The 16,055-nt window shown below is 67.1% G+C and carries 14 protein-coding genes and 2 tRNA genes; 11 read left to right on the top strand and 5 right to left on the bottom strand.

Annotation, left to right across the window (positions count from 1 at the left end):
- The first annotated feature begins 22 nt into the window (after positions 1–22).
- From gyrB to GZ67_RS0118970, 3 genes are read left to right on the top strand one after another with little or no spacing between them, the layout of a single operon-like run.
- Positions 23–2,113, top strand: a complete 2,091-nt coding sequence (gyrB, locus tag GZ67_RS0118960; protein WP_029264203.1) for a DNA topoisomerase (ATP-hydrolyzing) subunit B — start codon at positions 23–25, stop codon at positions 2,111–2,113.
- 44 nt (positions 2,114–2,157) lie between these two features.
- The gene (gene gyrA / locus GZ67_RS0118965; protein ID WP_029264202.1) at positions 2,158–4,713 is read left to right on the top strand and encodes a DNA gyrase subunit A; all 2,556 of its coding nucleotides are present in this window, start codon (positions 2,158–2,160) and stop codon (positions 4,711–4,713) included.
- A complete protein-coding gene (locus tag GZ67_RS0118970) occupies positions 4,710–5,114 on the top strand; it encodes a DUF3566 domain-containing protein (protein WP_029264201.1) in 405 nt (134 codons plus the stop codon). Before gyrA ends, GZ67_RS0118970 begins: the two co-directional genes overlap by 4 nt.
- A 72-nt stretch (positions 5,115–5,186) precedes the next feature.
- Here GZ67_RS0118970 and GZ67_RS0118975 read toward each other — a convergent pair whose 3' ends face one another.
- On the bottom strand, positions 5,187–5,897 hold the full coding sequence (locus tag GZ67_RS0118975) for a VIT1/CCC1 transporter family protein (RefSeq protein WP_036304393.1): 711 nt from the start codon (positions 5,895–5,897) through the stop codon (positions 5,187–5,189).
- A 132-nt stretch (positions 5,898–6,029) separates the two neighbouring features.
- Between GZ67_RS0118975 and GZ67_RS0118980 the strand changes: the two genes are divergently transcribed.
- The 6 genes from GZ67_RS0118980 (at position 6,030) to GZ67_RS20680 (ending at position 10,138) form a co-directional block, all read left to right on the top strand.
- On the top strand, positions 6,030–7,298 hold the full coding sequence (locus GZ67_RS0118980; RefSeq protein WP_029264199.1) for a sensor histidine kinase: 1,269 nt from the start codon (positions 6,030–6,032) through the stop codon (positions 7,296–7,298).
- Positions 7,286–7,975, top strand: coding sequence for a LuxR C-terminal-related transcriptional regulator (locus GZ67_RS0118985; protein WP_029264198.1), 690 nt, complete (start codon positions 7,286–7,288; stop codon positions 7,973–7,975). The genes GZ67_RS0118980 and GZ67_RS0118985 overlap by 13 nt, the downstream gene beginning before the upstream one ends.
- Positions 7,972–8,931 carry a hypothetical protein gene (locus GZ67_RS0118990; protein WP_029264197.1) on the top strand — a complete coding sequence of 320 codons (960 nt, stop codon included), beginning with the start codon at positions 7,972–7,974 and terminating at the stop codon, positions 8,929–8,931. The genes GZ67_RS0118985 and GZ67_RS0118990 overlap by 4 nt, the downstream gene beginning before the upstream one ends.
- Positions 8,932–9,016: 85 nt before the next feature.
- A tRNA-Ile gene (locus GZ67_RS0118995) sits at positions 9,017–9,090 on the top strand.
- A gap of 26 nt (positions 9,091–9,116) precedes the next feature.
- Positions 9,117–9,189: transfer RNA gene (locus tag GZ67_RS0119000), tRNA-Ala, on the top strand.
- A 133-nt stretch (positions 9,190–9,322) separates the two neighbouring features.
- Positions 9,323–10,138 carry a hypothetical protein gene (locus GZ67_RS20680; RefSeq protein ID WP_136025802.1) on the top strand — a complete coding sequence of 272 codons (816 nt, stop codon included), beginning with the start codon at positions 9,323–9,325 and terminating at the stop codon, positions 10,136–10,138.
- A 110-nt stretch (positions 10,139–10,248) separates the two neighbouring features.
- Here the strand turns inward: GZ67_RS20680 and GZ67_RS0119010 are convergent, their stop codons facing one another.
- From GZ67_RS0119010 to GZ67_RS0119025, 4 genes are read right to left on the bottom strand one after another with little or no spacing between them, the layout of a single operon-like run.
- A complete protein-coding gene (locus GZ67_RS0119010) occupies positions 10,249–10,623 on the bottom strand; it encodes an HNH endonuclease (protein WP_029264195.1) in 375 nt (124 codons plus the stop codon).
- Positions 10,624–10,652: 29 nt separating this feature from the next.
- On the bottom strand, positions 10,653–11,084 hold the full coding sequence (locus tag GZ67_RS0119015; protein ID WP_051662644.1) for a hypothetical protein: 432 nt from the start codon (positions 11,082–11,084) through the stop codon (positions 10,653–10,655).
- On the bottom strand, positions 11,084–12,220 hold the full coding sequence (locus GZ67_RS0119020; RefSeq protein WP_029264193.1) for a M24 family metallopeptidase: 1,137 nt from the start codon (positions 12,218–12,220) through the stop codon (positions 11,084–11,086). Before GZ67_RS0119020 ends, GZ67_RS0119015 begins: the two co-directional genes overlap by 1 nt.
- A 58-nt stretch (positions 12,221–12,278) precedes the next feature.
- The gene (locus GZ67_RS0119025; protein ID WP_029264192.1) at positions 12,279–13,190 is read right to left on the bottom strand and encodes a helix-turn-helix domain-containing protein; all 912 of its coding nucleotides are present in this window, start codon (positions 13,188–13,190) and stop codon (positions 12,279–12,281) included.
- 156 nt (positions 13,191–13,346) lie between these two features.
- On the opposite strand from GZ67_RS0119025, the gene GZ67_RS0119030 reads away from it, so the two are divergent.
- Together GZ67_RS0119030 and GZ67_RS0119035 are read left to right on the top strand one after the other, a co-directional pair.
- Positions 13,347–14,891 (top strand): APC family permease, encoded by a 1,545-nt coding sequence (locus GZ67_RS0119030; RefSeq protein ID WP_051662646.1) that lies wholly within the window; start codon positions 13,347–13,349, stop codon positions 14,889–14,891.
- The gene (locus GZ67_RS0119035; protein WP_029264190.1) at positions 14,888–16,024 is read left to right on the top strand and encodes a tyramine oxidase subunit B; all 1,137 of its coding nucleotides are present in this window, start codon (positions 14,888–14,890) and stop codon (positions 16,022–16,024) included. The genes GZ67_RS0119030 and GZ67_RS0119035 overlap by 4 nt, the downstream gene beginning before the upstream one ends.
- Positions 16,025–16,055: the final 31 nt, after the last annotated feature.

Raw genomic sequence — 16,055 nt, forward strand, 5'->3', positions numbered from 1 at the left:
TCGATGTGGAGAATGCCCTCTGATGACGCCTGAATCCCCTGCTGACGAGACGGAATCGAACACCGGGGGAACCTCCGACCCCATCGACGGCTCCGAGACCACGAGCAACACGATCTCTCCCAAGATCAAGCAGCCCGGCGAGTACGGAGCCGACTCGATCCAGATCCTCGAAGGCCTCGAGGCGGTGCGCAAGCGCCCCGGTATGTACATCGGGTCCACGGGTCCGCGCGGTCTGCACCACCTGGTCTACGAGATCGTCGACAACTCGGTCGATGAAGCACTCGCCGGATACGCCGACACGATCTCGGTGACGATGCTCGCCGACGGTGGCGTGCGCGTGGTCGACAACGGTCGTGGCATCCCGGTCGACCCGCACTCCTCCGACCCGAACAAGTCGACGGTCGAGGTCGTGTTGACGATCCTGCACGCCGGTGGAAAGTTCGGCGGCGGCGCCTACGCCGTCTCCGGTGGTCTGCACGGTGTCGGCTCCTCGGTCGTGAACGCGCTGTCGACCCGCTTCGACGTCGAGGTCAAGCAGAAGGGCTTCGTCTGGCGCCACTCCTTCGCCGACGGCGGCATCCCGCAGCAGAAGCTCGAGAAGGGCGAGGCGACCAACGAGACCGGTACCAGCATCACGTTCTGGCCGGACGCGTCGATCTTCACCGAATCGATCGACTTCGACTACGACACACTGCGCACGCGGTTCCAGCAGATGGCGTTCCTCAACAAGGGATTGCGCATCGATCTGCGCGACGAGCGCGAGTCCTCGGCCTATGAGGTGGAGGAAGAGGGCGCGACGATCACGAAGCAGCCCGGCGATGTCTTCTTCTACGAGCGCGGACTCGTCGACTACGTCGAGTACCTCAACAAGGTGCGCCATGCCGAGGTCGTGAACGACGAGATCATCGCGTTCGAGTCGGAGGACACGCAGCGCAAGATCTCTCTCGAGGTCGCCATGCAGTGGACCACCTCGTACACCGAGAACGTCTTCACCTACGCCAACACGATCAACACCCACGAGGGCGGAACGCACGAGGAAGGCTTCCGCGCGGCGCTCACGACCCTGGTGAACAAGTACGCCCGTGCGAACAACATCCTCAAGGAGAAGGACGACAACCTCTCCGGCGACGACGTGCGCGAGGGACTCACGGCGGTCATCTCGATCAAGCTGGGCGAGCCGCAGTTCGAGGGGCAGACCAAGACCAAGCTCGGCAACACCGAGGCGAAGGCTTTCGTGCAGAAGGTCGTCGGCGATCAGCTCGGAGACTGGTTCGAACGCAACCCGGTCCAGGCCAAGAACATCATCCGCAAGGCTCTCGACGCGGCGACCGCTCGCCTCGCCGCCCGCAAGGCCCGCGAGACCGCACGTCGCAAGAGCGTCTTCGAGTCGGCGGCCATGCCGGACAAGCTCAAGGACTGCACGAGCAAGGATCCGTCGATCAGCGAGATCTTCCTCGTCGAGGGTGACTCGGCCGGTGGTTCCGCCGTGCAGGGTCGCGACCCGCACACCCAGGCGATCCTGGCGCTCCGCGGCAAGATCCTCAACGTCGAGCGCGCGCGTCTCGACAAGGCCCTGGGCAACAAGGAAGTCCAGGCGATGATCCAGGCCTTCGGCACGGGCATCGGCGAAGAGTTCGACATCGAGAAGGCGCGCTATCACAAGATCGTGTTGATGGCCGATGCCGACGTCGACGGCCAGCACATCACCACGCTGCTGCTCACGCTGCTGTTCCGCTACATGCGCGGACTCATCGAGGCCGGCTTCGTGTATCTCGCGATGCCGCCGCTGTACCGACTGAAGTGGTCGAACTCCCCGCACGAGTACGTGTTCAGCGATGCCGAGCGCGACGCTCTGCTCAAGCACGGCCTCGACAACGGCAAGCGGATCCCGAAGGACGCCGGCATCCAGCGCTACAAGGGTCTCGGTGAGATGAACCCGAAGGAGCTGTGGGAGACGACGATGGATCACACCACGCGCACCCTGCAGCAGATCACCATCGAGGACGCCGCCGCCGCCGACGAGATCTTCAGCGTGCTGATGGGTGAAGACGTCGAGTCCCGACGCAGCTTCATCCAGCGCAACGCCAAGGACGTCCGCTTCCTCGACATCTGACGCCCCGCGGGCTCAGACCAGATGTGTGACAGAGAGATTGATTGATGACTGACGAAGAACGCACCGAGCCGGAACACGACCACGGCAAGATCGACCAGGTCGACCTCCAGTTCGAGATGCAGCGCAGCTACCTCGACTACGCCATGGCGGTCATCGTCGGGCGTGCCCTCCCCGACGTGCGCGACGGCCTCAAGCCGGTTCACCGCCGTGTGATCTACGGCATGTACGACGGCGGCTTCCGCCCCGACAAGTCGTTCTCGAAGTGCGCCCGTGTGGTGGGCGAGGTCATGGGCCAGTACCACCCGCACGGCGACTCGGCGATCTACGACGCCCTCGTGCGTCTGGTGCAGCCGTGGTCTCTGCGGTATCCGCTGGCTCTCGGCCAGGGCAACTTCGGCTCTCCCGGCAACATGGGCGCCGCGGCTCCTCGATACACCGAGACCAAGATGGCCCCGCTCGCGCTCGAGATGGTGCGCGACATCGAAGAGGACACGGTCGACTTCACCGACAACTACGACGGTCAGACTCAGGAGCCGACGGTCCTGCCGGCCCGCTTCCCGAACCTGCTCGTCAACGGCTCGGTCGGTATCGCGGTCGGCATGGCCACGAACATCCCGCCGCACAACCTGCGCGAGGTATCGGCCGCGGCGCTGTGGGCACTCGACAACCCCGGCATCTCCCGCGAGGAGCTGCTCGACGGCCTGATCCAGCGCATCCCCGGTCCGGACTTCCCGACCGGCGCGCAGATCCTCGGCACCAAGGGCGTCCACGAGGCGTACCGCACGGGCCGCGGCTCCATCACGATGCGCGCCGTCGTCAACGTCGAAGAGATCCAGGGGCGCACCTGCCTCGTCATCACCGAGCTGCCCTACCAGGTCAACCCCGACAACGTCGCGGTGAAGATCGGTGACCTCGCCCGCGACGGCAAGATCACCGGCATCGCCGACATCCGTGACGAGTCCTCCGACCGTACGGGTCAGCGCCTGGTCGTCGTGCTCAAGCGCGACGCGGTCGCGAAGGTCGTGCTGAACAACCTGTACAAGCACACGCAGCTGCAGGAAAACTTCGGCGCGAACATGCTCGCGATCGTCGACGGCGTGCCGCGCACGCTCGCGATCGACGGTTTCATCACGCACTGGATCACGCACCAGATCGAGGTGATCGTCCGGCGCACGGAGTTCCGTCTGCGCGAGGCCGAGAAGCGCATGCACATCCTGCGCGGATACCTGAAGGCGCTCGATGCGCTCGACGAGGTCATCGCGCTCATCCGTCGGTCGCAGACCACGGCCGATGCGAATGAGGGACTCCAGGAGCTCCTCGACATCGACGAGATCCAGGCCGACGCGATCCTGCAGATGCAGCTGCGCCGTCTGGCTGCACTCGAGCGTCAGAAGATCATCGACCAGGCGAACGAGCTCGAAGCACAGATCACCGACTACAAGTCGATCCTCGCCGACGAGGGCCGTCAGCGCACGATCATCCGTGAAGAGCTGACCGGCATCGTCGACCGCTTCGGTGACGAGCGCCGCACGCACATCCTGCACGGCTTCGACGGCGATGTCTCGATGGAAGACCTCATCGCCGAGGAGGAGATGGTCGTCACCGTCACGCGCGAGGGCTACATCAAGCGCACGCGCAGCGACAACTACCGCTCCCAGCACCGTGGCGGCAAGGGGGTCAAGGGCGCGCAGCTTCGTGCGAACGACATCGTCGAGCACTTCTTCGTGACGACGACGCACCACTGGCTGCTCTTCTTCACCGACAAGGGTCGCGTCTACCGCGCGAAGACGTATGAGGTGCCGGAGGCCGGACGCGATGCCAAGGGCATGCACGTCGCGAACCTGCTGGCGCTGCAGCCCGACGAGAGCATCGCGCAGGTGCTCGACATCCGCGACTACGAGGTCGCCGACTACCTGGTGCTGGCCACGCGCGAGGGTCTGGTCAAGAAGACCCGCCTCGAGGCGTATGACACCAACCGTCAAGGCGGCGTCATCGCGATCCGTCTGAACGACGAGGACGAGCTCGTCAGCGCGCTCCTCGTGAACGCCGAGGACGACATCCTCCTCATCAGCCGTCGCGGCATGTCGGTGCGCTTCGAGGCGACCGATGAGGCGCTGCGTCCGATGGGTCGGGCGACGGCCGGTGTGCGGGGTATGAAGTTCAAGATCGACGAGGACTGCCTGCTGTCGGCGTCGGTCGCCGCCCCCGGGAAGTTCGTGTTCATCGTCACGGACGGCGGCTACGCGAAGCGCACCGCGGTCGAGGAATACCGGGTCCAGGGACGCGGTGGAACAGGCATCAAGGTCGCCAAGCTGAACGACGATCGGGGCACTCTCGCGGGTGGTCTGATCGTCGCCGAGGACGACGAGGTCTTGGTGGTTCTCTCCAGCGGCAAGGTGGTACGCTCTGCCGTGGCCGAGGTCCCCGCCAAGGGTCGAGACACCATGGGAGTGGTGTTCGCCCGGACGACGGAGGCCGACCGCATCCTCGCCATCGCCCGTAATGGCGAGCGTGGCCTCGCCGAAGACGAGGCCGATGCGGAGGATGCCGAGACCCAGGCACCTGAGACGACAGAGACCCCCGAGGATACAGACGCATGAGTACAGTGGCCGACAAGCTGGCGAAGAAGTCGACACGCAAGACCAGTGGCAAGCAGGTCCGCCTGCGTCTGGTCTACGTCGACTTCTGGTCGGCCGTGAAGCTCTCGTTCCTCGGAGCGGTCGCTCTCGCCGTGGTCACGATGGTGGCGTTCTTCCTGATCTTCCTGGTGCTCCAGGCGACCGGGATCATGAAGACCGCTGAGGGATTCCTGCTCGGCATCACCGGCAACGAGTTCGTGCTGTCGGAGGTCGTCGGTCTGCCGCAGGTCATGGCTTTCGCCGCGGTCGTGGCGATCCTGAACCTGATCGTCTTCACGGTGCTCGGCGCCGTCGTCGCCGGGATCTACAACCTCGCGGTGAAGGTGACGGGCGGACTGCTCGTCGGGTTCATGTCGAACTGATCCTCGAACCGGATTTCCGAAGGGCGGATGCTGCGGCATCCGCCCTTCGTCGTCCCCCGGTGTGCTCGGCGCTCAGACGACGCCGGTCGTGCCGAGGAGCGTGCCGATCAGCCAGGTCGCGGCGAGAGCGAGCGCTCCACCGATGACCAGTCGGATAGATGCCCTCAGGGGCGGGGACCCGCCGATCCGCGCCGACAGTGAACCGGTGATCGCGAGGGCGATCAGGACGGCGACGAAGGTGATCGGAACACGCCACTCGGGCGGCGGCAGCAGGATGGCGAGTAGCGGGAGCAGAGCTCCGAGCGTGAAGGCGACCGCCGAAGAGAGCGCCGCGTGCCACGGATTGACGAGATCGTCCTGGTCGATGCCCAGCTCGACCTCCAGGTGGGCGGAGAGCGCATCGTGTGCGGTGAGCTCCTCGGCGACCTGACGTGCGGTCTCCTCGGAGAGGCCCCGGTCGCGATAGAGCTCGGTGAGTTCGGCCAGCTCGGCGGCCGGCATGGTGCGCAGCTCCTCACTCTCCTTCGCGATCAGCGCGCGTTCACTGTCGCGCTGGCTGCTCACCGAGACGTACTCTCCGAGCGCCATCGAGATCGCCCCGCCGACCAGTCCGGCGATCCCCGCGGTCAGCAGGGCCGCGTTGTCGGTCGTCGCGCCCGCCACGCCCACGACCAGTGAGGCGACCGAGACGATGCCGTCGTTCGCGCCGAGCACTCCCGCGCGCAACCAGTTCAGTCGTTGGCCGAGACCTGCGCCGTGAGGTTCACCTTCGTGGGCTGCCATGCAGCCAGTGAAGCAGATGGACATCGCGCTCGATAGGGGCGGAAAGCACCCACGACGGGTTATGGAAAACCCGAAGCGGAGTGTCCGGCTGACTCGGTGTCATGCGTGTCTGCCCCGCCGTACCTTGGAACCATGACCACTCAGACTGCGACCCCGGCTCCCGCCACGGCGGTGAAGCCGCCGTTGCGCATCTTCCTCACGATCCTGCACCTCGCAGGTGTCGGCGCGCTCGGCGGCGCCATCTTCGGCATGCTCGGCGGACTCCTCGGCACCGGCCTCGGTCTGCTCTTCGCCGCCGGCATCGGCCTCGTGCTCCTCGTCGGGCTCGTGTACGCCCTGTACGGACTCGGGTGGTTCGAGGTCGCCCGTGTCGGTGCCCTCTACCGCACCCCGATCACCCCGTTGCGACTGCAGCAGCGCGACCGCCCCGGGTTCGTCGGCTGGCTGCGCTCCCTCGGGCGCCAGGCGATCGACCCCCGCATGTGGCGAGCGGTCGCGAACTTCGCCATCTCGGCCGTGCTCGGCTTCATCGTGCTGCGGCTCGCCTGGAGCCTGGTGTGGTCGATCATCATCTCCTTCGCCCCGCTCACTGCGGCGGACGCGGTCATGGGACCGTTCGGCGGCGGAGGCATCCCCGTCGCCTGGGCACCGCTGGTCGGTATCCTCGGCATCGCGGCCTCCGTGGTCGGGATGATCGGCCTGGCGCTGCTGCACCGCACGCTGTCACTGGCGATCGTCGTCCGCAGCAAGGAGACGGAGCTCACCGAACGCGTCCGCACCTCGACCGCCCAGCGGGAAGGAGCGGTCCGCGCCGCCGATCTGGAGCGCACGCGCATCGAGCGCGACCTGCACGACGGCGTCCAGCCGCGGCTCGTCTCCGTCGGCATGACGCTCGGGCTCGCTCAGCAGAAGATCGACAGCGACCCGGACACTGCCAAGGAACTCATCAACGAAGCACACACATCGACCAAGGCGGCCATCACGGAGCTGCGGCAGCTCGCCCGCGGCATCCACGCGTCCGTGCTCGACGACCGCGGCCTCGACGCCGCGCTGTCGGCCCTCGCCAGCCGATCGCACATCCCCGTGCACCTCGATGTGCGCATGGACGGACGATGCAGTCGCGAGGCCGAGGCCGCCGTGTACTTCTCGATCGCGGAATCACTGACCAACGCCGCGAAGCATTCTCGGGCCAGTGAGGCCCGAGTCATCGTACGACTCCGCGAGGGGAACACGCTCTGGGCGCGGGTCGAGGACAACGGCATCGGCGGCGCGCAGGTGCAGCCGGGTGGCGGCCTCGACGGCATCGCGAACCGCATCCTCGCCGCCGGCGGGACGTTCCGCCTCGACAGTCCGCAGGGCGGACCGACCAGCCTGGAGGTGAACGTACCGTGCGCATCCTGATCTGCGAGGACTCCGTTCTCCTCCGCGAAGGACTGGTCCGTCTGCTCGAGGACGCCGGCCACGAGGTTGTCGCCGCTCTCCCCGACATCGAGGGCCTCGACGAGGCCGTCGCCACCACGGCACCCGACCTGTGCATCCTGGATGTCCGGCTGCCTCCCACGTTCACCGATGAGGGGATCCGCGCGGCGCTCGGACTCCGGTCGACGCATCCGTCGCTCGCCATCCTCGTGCTCTCGCAGTACGTCGAGGAGCGCTACGCCTCCGACCTGATCGCGGCGCAGGGTGGTCCGCTCGGATACCTGCTCAAGGATCGCGTCGCCGACGTCTCGGAGTTCCTCGCCTCGGTGCAGCGCATCTCCGAGGGGGCCACGGTGCTCGACCCCGAAGTGGTGGCGCAGCTGCTCACGCGGCGCAACCGTGACGACAGGATGATGCGTCTCACGGAACGGGAGCGCACCGTGCTCGCGCTGATCGCGGAGGGGAAGTCGAACCAGGCGATCGCCGGTCTCCTCTTCCTCTCCGAGGCGAGTGTCGAGAAGCACATCACCGCCATCTTCCAGAAGCTGGGCTTCGAGCAGGACGAGTCGGGCAACCGCCGCGTGCTCGCCGCCCTCGCCCACATCGAGAACACCGGTGGCCCGACGCCGCCGACCGGCCAGACAGGAGTGGCACGATGACCACCGACAACAACGGCGCCCCGGGCGAGCACACCCCGCTCACCCCGCCGCCCGCTTCTCCCCCGCCCGCTTCCGCACCACAGACGCAGACACCCTCGACGCCCGCCCCGCCGGCGGCTCCGACGCCTCCCCCGCCCGGTGCTTCGGGCGGTCGCTCCTCGGGAACGACGGTGGTCATGGTCATCACGGCCGTGGTCGGCGGCATCGCCCTGCTCGGTGCCGGAGGAACGGCCGCTGCGGCTGCGGCCGGGAACATCGTGTCCTCGAGCCGTCCGGACTCGGTGCAGACCGTGGGCGTGGACGGCATCGAGGGGATCGACGTCGATGCGGATGCGAGCACCATGCGAGTCGAGTTCGGCGATGTCGATGAGGCACAGCTCTCCATCACCAACGGCCGCGGCACCGCGTGGACATTCGACCGCGACGGTGACGAACTGATCGTCCGGAGCCCCGACGGGGTGTTCGGCTGGTGGTTCGGCAACTGGTTCGGTGATGAGGAGATCGCCGTCCTCACGCTGCCGGAGAGCCTGCGCGACGATGCGCTGGATGCCGATCTCAATCTGGACGCGGGCAGCCTGGACGTCGTGGGTGACTTCGGAGTGCTCGACGTGCGCGTCAACGCCGGTGCCCTCGACGTGGAAGGGTCGGCCAGAGAGCTCGACGCGGAGATGAACGCCGGTCGCGCCGACATCCTCCTCGACGGCGTCATCCGCGCCGACCTCGGCGTCTCTGCGGGCGATCTCACGGTCGAGCTGACCGGCACGGCACCCTCGGAGACGACGATCGAGGTCAATGCCGGGACGCTCGATCTGACCGTGCCGGACGTCGAGTACGCGATCACCCAGGACGTCAGTGCCGGCACATTGAACGCCAAGGTCGACGAGGGCTCCAGCGCGCGAAGGACCATCGACGTGTCGCTCTCCGCGGGCACCGCGACCATCCGTCCCGGCCGCTGAACACCGTCGAGGGTGGGGACTCTCCGGGGTCCTCCCCCTCGATTCGGATTTTCCGTGTTTCTCCGGTAAAGTCTTGGAGGTTGACGGGGCTATAGCTCAGGCGGTTAGAGCGCTTCACTGATAATGAAGAGGTCCCAGGTTCAAGTCCTGGTAGCCCCACCCTTTAACTCAAGAAATTCCCTCACGGGGCCTTAGCTCAGTTGGTAGAGCGCCTGCTTTGCAAGCAGGATGTCAGGAGTTCGAATCTCCTAGGCTCCACAGGATCGAGAAGCCCCCGGCAGTTGCCGGGGGCTTCTCCGGTTTCCGGGTCGGAAAGGGAAGGCCACCGCAGCAGATCTCCGATGGTTATCGAGGCTAGTAGCGTCGAGACTGACGACATGAGAGGTGCCGGATGCCCGACACGCACAGAACCCTGCCAGGGCTCAGCTATGACGCATACGTTGAACTGCGCGAGCACGACATAACCAATGACAAGCTCGATCCGAATGAATGGCGTCTGGGGCAAGCTTCATCGTGGGCACACTGGGGACCCTGCGGTGCTGCCCCACGCATCACCGCAGAGAACCGGCATCTCTCCTCAGCAACGAGTGCCGCGGGGTTGAAAGCCACTATCGCCGACCTCACGCGAATCGCTCACACGGACCGGGCCGGTTTCGAGGCCTCACCTTATCCGCTCACTCCGAGCGTGGCGCTTCTGGGTCTCAACTTCGCCGGTAGCAGTCTGGATCCCACGTCCGCTGACTTCGCCCCTTTCCATCATCCAGGGCCGACGTCTACCGACCATTTCCTCCGAGCGAGCGTCGAGCTCGCGGCCTTCGACGCAGGGCTTCCAGGGGAGTACCCCGCGCCGTACATCACGGACGTGTTCAAGCTGGCGCCCACGCCCTATGGACCGGACCTCGCAAGAGCGTTCGACGGACGATCCCACCCTGCGATCGAAAACGGTCTGGCGGTGCTCAGCTTCGAGCTCGAAGTCCTGACGCGTGCGAACCATGGCCGTCCGCCATTGCTCATCGCTCTGGGGGATCATGCCCACAATTGGCTTTCCGGTACGGCCAAGCATCCAGATGCCGTCCGGTTTCGGGATCTGGTGGAGCAGACGGGGTCCCCTCTGCATAAGGCCGTTCACTATGCGAACGTCGGGCGCGTTTCCTTACGGGCATCACAGATCGAAGCTGTGCTTCGCAAAGCGATCCTCACGGGCTGAATGCTGGAGACGTAGCACGCACAGTGCTCGGCCCCCAGGAGCTTCTCCCGTCTTCGGGACGGACCCGACGATTGCGCGGGACGAGACCTCAGCGCTCACGCGCTTCGGCCTCACTCGACCGGACGCAGATCGCGCAGGATCGTCGCCTGCCGGACGAGGAACGTGCGCTCGTCGAGCTTCTTCCGGCGAAGCCAGCCGGTCACCTCGTCGTTGTGCTTGCTGGCGTTGCAGGATGCGCAGGCAGGGACGACATTCTCGAGCGTGTAGCGGCCGCCGCGCGAGATGGGCTGGATGCAGTCGCGCTGCAACGCGGCCCCCTCGCCGCCGCAGTAGGCGCATCCGCCCCAGGCATCCATGAGGTCGTGCCACTGGGCGTCGGTGAGGTCGTTGTCGACCTTGGCGAGTCGGTTCGTCCGACGCTTGGCGTACCGCGCACGTGTCGCCGGCGACGCGTTGGCGGAGGAGACCTTGCGGGGGCGGCGCATGCGCTGATGCTACCGCGGTGGATGCGGGCTCAACGCCCGCCGCCGCCGAACTTCGAGAAGAAGCGGTCAGCCGCCGTGCGCTGCTCTGCGACGGAAGCGACGGTCGTCGGATCCACGGGGCTGAACGTGAACACGAGGTCCTGCGGACCAGCGGCGCCGAGCCGGTACGCGCTCAGACCACCACCCTGATCGCGCGCCATGCCACTGGGCCAGACGTCGGCCCGTGCACCGGCGACCCCCAACCGCCACCCGCGCGGGTCGAGGTCTTCCCGCAACAGGCACAGCGCCTCGAAAGCATCGTTCGCCTGCCGCTCGACAGCGCCGAGCTCCGGGGAGTTCACGACCACCACCCACTGCCAGTCATCGGTCTGCCACCAGCTGATCCTCACCTCGTGGATGAGACCGCCGTGGGTGGCGGAGATCTTCTGGGGACTCTGCGGCCGCGCCGGTACGTCGTCCATCAGGAGCCGATCGCGTGCGCACCCACCGACACGAGCTCGTGCGGCGCGACGTTCAGCCGCTCGCCGCCGTCGGCCGTGACGATCACGATGTCCTCGATGCGTGCGCCCCACGCGCCGGCGAAGTAGATGCCCGGCTCGATGCTGAACGCCATCCCTTCCCGCAGCACCAGGTCGTTGCCGGGCGCGATGTAGGGCTCTTCGTGCACCGAGACGCCGATGCCGTGGCCGGTGCGGTGCAGGAACGCCTCGCCGAGACCCGCAGCCGCGAGCACGTCCCGCGCGGCCGCGTCGACCTGTGCCGCCGTCGCCCCCGGACGAACGGCATCCACCGCGGCCTGCTGCGCCCGCACGAGAACCGCGATGCGCTCGGCCGCTTCGGGGTCAGGGCTGCCGACGACGTAGGTCCTCGTGCTGTCGGAGTTGTAGCCGCTCGGCACCGCACCGCCGATGTCGACCACGACGACGTCGCCCTCTTCGATCACCCGGTCCGAGACCTCGTGGTGCGGGTCGGCACCGTTCGGGCCCGAGCCGACGATCACGAACTCGACCGTGCGGTGGCCCTCCGCCACGATGGCCTCCGCGATGTCGGCCGCGACCTCGCGCTCGGTGCGTCCGGCCCGAAGCCACTCCGGCACGCGGCGGTGCACCGCGTCGATCGCGTCCCCCGCTCGGCGCAGTTCGGCGATCTCCTCGGCATCCTTGATCATGCGTCCTTCGCGGAGCACGGGTGTCGTCAGCTCGAGACGCACGCCGAGACGCTCGCCGATCGGGACGACGTGCAGCGCGGGCAGCGCATCCGAGACGCCGACGCGGGAGACCGTACCCACGGCCTCGGTCACGAGCGCGTACGGGTCTTCGCCGTCGACCCAGTCGGCGACCGCGAGTCCGAGCTCACCGACAGCGGTGGTGCGAACCTTCGCGAGCTCCATCCGCGGCACGACGACCGTCGGAGCGATGTCGGGGCCGATCACCAGGGCCGTCAGTCGCTCGATCGTGTCGCCCTCGACGCCCAGCAGATACTGCAGGTCGGGGCCAGGCCCGACGATGATCGCATCCAGCCCGGATTCGGCGGCGAGGGATGCGGCGCGGGCGAGGCGGGCGGCGTACACGGAGGCGGGGAAGGGCAGTGTGCTCACGGGTTCCACGCTACTGCGCGGGTACCCGCGACGGCACCCGCGTTCCGTGGACCCGGCGTCAACCGGCGCGCACGGCGCGGGGCGGGACTCCGTACTGGGCGCGGAACACACGGCTGAAATGCGCCGCATCGACGAAGCCCGCACTCATCGCGATCTCGGCGATGGAGCGGTGCGCCTGATACGGGTCGGTCAGCGCGTCGTAGCAGCGCTGCAGTCGGCGTCGCCGGATGACCGTGGAGACCGAGGCGCCCTGCTCACTGAACATCGAGTGCAGATGCCGCACCGAGATGTAGTGCGCCGCCGCGATCTGCGACGGAGACAGCTCGCTGTCGGCGAGGTGCACGTCGATGTACGTGAGGATGTGCGTCAGCGTCGTGGAATGTGCGCTCACCGGACCGTCGGTCGCGACGAGGTTCGCCTCGAGCACGGTGCTGAGCATGTCGACGGCGGTACGCAGCATCCGTCGGGCGATGCGGCTGTCGAGGTGGTGTGCACCTTCCGCGAGCGAGCCGAGGTAGGGACCGACCATCGCACCCAGCGCTCCACCGGCATTGAGGCGTGTGGCGGTGATGCGGCTGGTGTCCTCCGTGGGGATGTCGAGGAGGACCTTCGGGAACATCACCACCGACATCTGCACGGCGTCATCGAAGAGCAGGGAGTACGGACGGTCGGTGTCGTAGAGCGCCATGTCGCCGCTGCCGAGTGCGGTCTCGCGTCCGTCCTGCACGATCATGCCGCTCCCGCGCTCGATGCGGGAGAACTTGAAGTACTGCTGCGGGGCACGGGAGATGAGGGAGGGAGTGCGATGCACGCCGTGCCCGTCGGCGTCGATCGCGAAGACGTGGATGTCGCCGGCAGCGGTGGCATCGATCGCACCCTGGAAGCGATCCTGCTCCGGCGCTGTCACGTCCAGCGCGACGACGGCGCGGGAGACCGCATGGCGGTAGTCGAGGAACGACAGACTCTGCATCAGGGCTCACCTCACTGTGGCCGATCATATACGATGCTGCATTTTAGCATTCGTGCGCTGTGCCCGCGTAGACAAGTGTTCTGCTCTCGCCGTCAATCGACGACGGCTCCCCCTGGCGAGTATGAGGACTTACCCGAGCATCGAAGGAGCTGTGCCATGGTGACGTCCACTCCCACAACCTCGACGACGAGAACGGCCGAGCATCGGCGCCTCGGCGTCTTCGCGGTCGCATTCATGATCATCGCCGCCTCCGCGCCGCTCACCGTGCTCGCCGGCGGAGTGACCAGCGCCTACGCGGTCACGCACGTCGACGGCATCCCCTTCGGCTACATCGTGCTCGCGGTGGCACTCGGCATCTTCGCGATCGGCTACGCCGCCATGAGCCGGTTCGTCACGAATGCCGGCGCGTTCTACGCGTACGTCGCGCAGGGGATCGGTCGCCCGACCGGCGTCGGGGCCTCGGTGCTCGCGTTCCTCTCCTACAACGCCATGCAGATCGGCATCTACGGGATGCTCGGGTTCCAGATCAGCTCGTTCATCGAGTCGAAGACCGGTTGGGCGAGCCCCTGGTGGGTCTGGGTCCTCCTCACGATCGTGCTCGTCGGCGTGCTCGGAGTCCACCGGGTGGATCTCTCGGCGAAGGTGCTGGGCGTGCTCGTCGCGCTGGAGTTCGTGGCGGTGATCGTGTTCGACCTGTTCGCCTTCCGGAACCCGGCCGAGGGATTCACGGCGGCCCCCATCACCCCCTCGGCGCTGTTCGTCCCGGGAGTCGGGGCCGTCCTCGCGTTCGGCATCGCCGCGTTCATGGGCTTCGAGTCGGCCGCGATCTACGGCGAGGAGTCCAAGGACCCGAAGCGCACCATCCCGCGTGCGACGTTCCTCGCGGTCTGCGTCTCCGGCATCTTCTACGCCATCTCCTCGTGGGCGCTCGCGCTCGCCGTCGGCCCGAGCAAGATCACCGACCCCGCGGGCATCTCGCCGGAAGAGGCCGGTCCTCCGCTGTTCTTCAACTTCGTCGCCGAGCACCTGGGCGTCATCTGGGTCGATGTGATGTCGATCCTCTTCATCACCAGCCTGTTCGCCGCCCTCGTCAGCTTCCACAACGCGGTCGCCCGCTATGCCTTCTCGCTCGGTCGCGAGGGCGTGCTGCCGCGGGTGCTGGGTACCGTCCGCATTCGCAGCGGTGCGCCGTGGGCCGGGTCGCTCCTGCAGTCCGCGATCGCGGTCATCGTGATCGTCGGTTTCGCGATCGGCGAGCAGGGCTGGAACCCCGAGAACGGACCGTACCCGGTGATCACGCTCTTCACCTGGCTCACCAACCTCGGCGCCTTCGGACTCGTGCTGCTCCTGGTGCTCGTCTCGGTCGCGGTGATCGGCTTCTTCCGCCGCGACAGCCGAGAGGTGGGCGCCGGCAGCAGGCTGGTCGCGCCGATCATCGCCTTCGTGGCGCTCGCGATCGTCTGGGTGCTGATCCTTCTGAACTGGGATGTGCTGCTCGGTCAGGCCGAGTCCACCCCGACGACCTTCATCCTTCCCGCTGTGCTGCTCGTGCCCTCGGCCCTGGCCGTCGTGTGGGCGCTGTGGCTGCGCAGGGCGCGGCCGGAGGTCTATCGCCAGATCGGCCACGGCACCGAGCTGCCGGAGGCTCCGATCCTGGGCGAGCCCGAGCCGGTGGTCGACGCGACGAGAGGAAACCTGTGAGCACCACTGACACCAGACTGACCTTCCGGTATCTGTCCGAGCCGGACACGATCGCGGCCGGCGTCACTGACATGGGGCTGTGCGTCGACGTGATGGAGGAGACCCTGCGTCTCGTCGACGACGGCGACTACCGGATGGGCGGACCGGACGGGAACTCGCACGGCTCGATGGTCACCTTCCCCGCCGAATCCGCTCATGAGGGAATGCCGCTCGACGGACCCCATCGCCGGATGATGGCGATGCCGGCGTACCTCGGCGGCACCTTCCAGACGGCCGGCTGCAAGTGGTACGGGTCGAACATGGCCAACCGCGAGAACGGTCTGCCGCGGTCGATCCTGATGCTCACGCTGAGCGACAAGGACACCGGCGCGCCACTCGCGCACATGTCGGCGAACCTGCTGAGTGCGTATCGCACGGGCGCCGTGCCGGGAGTCGGTGCCCGCCACCTCGCGAACCCCGATGCGCGGAGCGTGGGCATCGTGGCACCCGGCGTGATGAACCGCACGACGCTCGAAGCCTTCGTGGCCGTGCGCCCCGAGCTCGACACCCTGAAGGTCGCCGGACGCAGCCGATCGAGCATCGACTCCTTCGTGGAGTGGGTGCGGCGCGAGTACCCCCAGTTCACGACGGTCACGGTCGTCGACAGTGTGGAGGATGCCGTACGCGACAGCGATCTGGTCACGGTCGCCCCCACGACGCCGGCCGGTTCGGCGAACTACGTGCGGATCGAGAAGCGGTGGCTCAAACCGGGTGCGCTGGTGAGCCTGCCCGCCGACATCATGATCGACGACGAACTGCTCCACGGAGCGCGACACGTCGCCGACTTCCGTGGGCTGTACGAGGCGTGGAGCGAAGAGGTGCCGCACCCGGCGCACGAGCACATCGGGCTCCACGGCATGTACCTGCTGGATCGGATCCGTTCGGGGGACGTGCGCGACGAGGCTCTCGAGAACCTCCCCGCCATCATGAGCGGGCAGGCAGAGGGACGCCGAACGGAGGACGACATCTTCCTCTACTCCGTCGGCGGGATGCCGGTGGAAGACGTCGCGTGGGGGACCGTCGTCTACCGGCGTGCGATGGCCGAGGGCATCGGCACGGAGCTGCTGCTCTGGGACACTCCGGCTCTCGCATGACCGGCGTCCGTCCCCCATCGATCATTCGTCA

Origin of the sequence: Microbacterium sp. Cr-K20 (assembly GCF_000708325.1) — a bacterium.
Classification (GTDB): domain Bacteria; phylum Actinomycetota; class Actinomycetes; order Actinomycetales; family Microbacteriaceae; genus Microbacterium.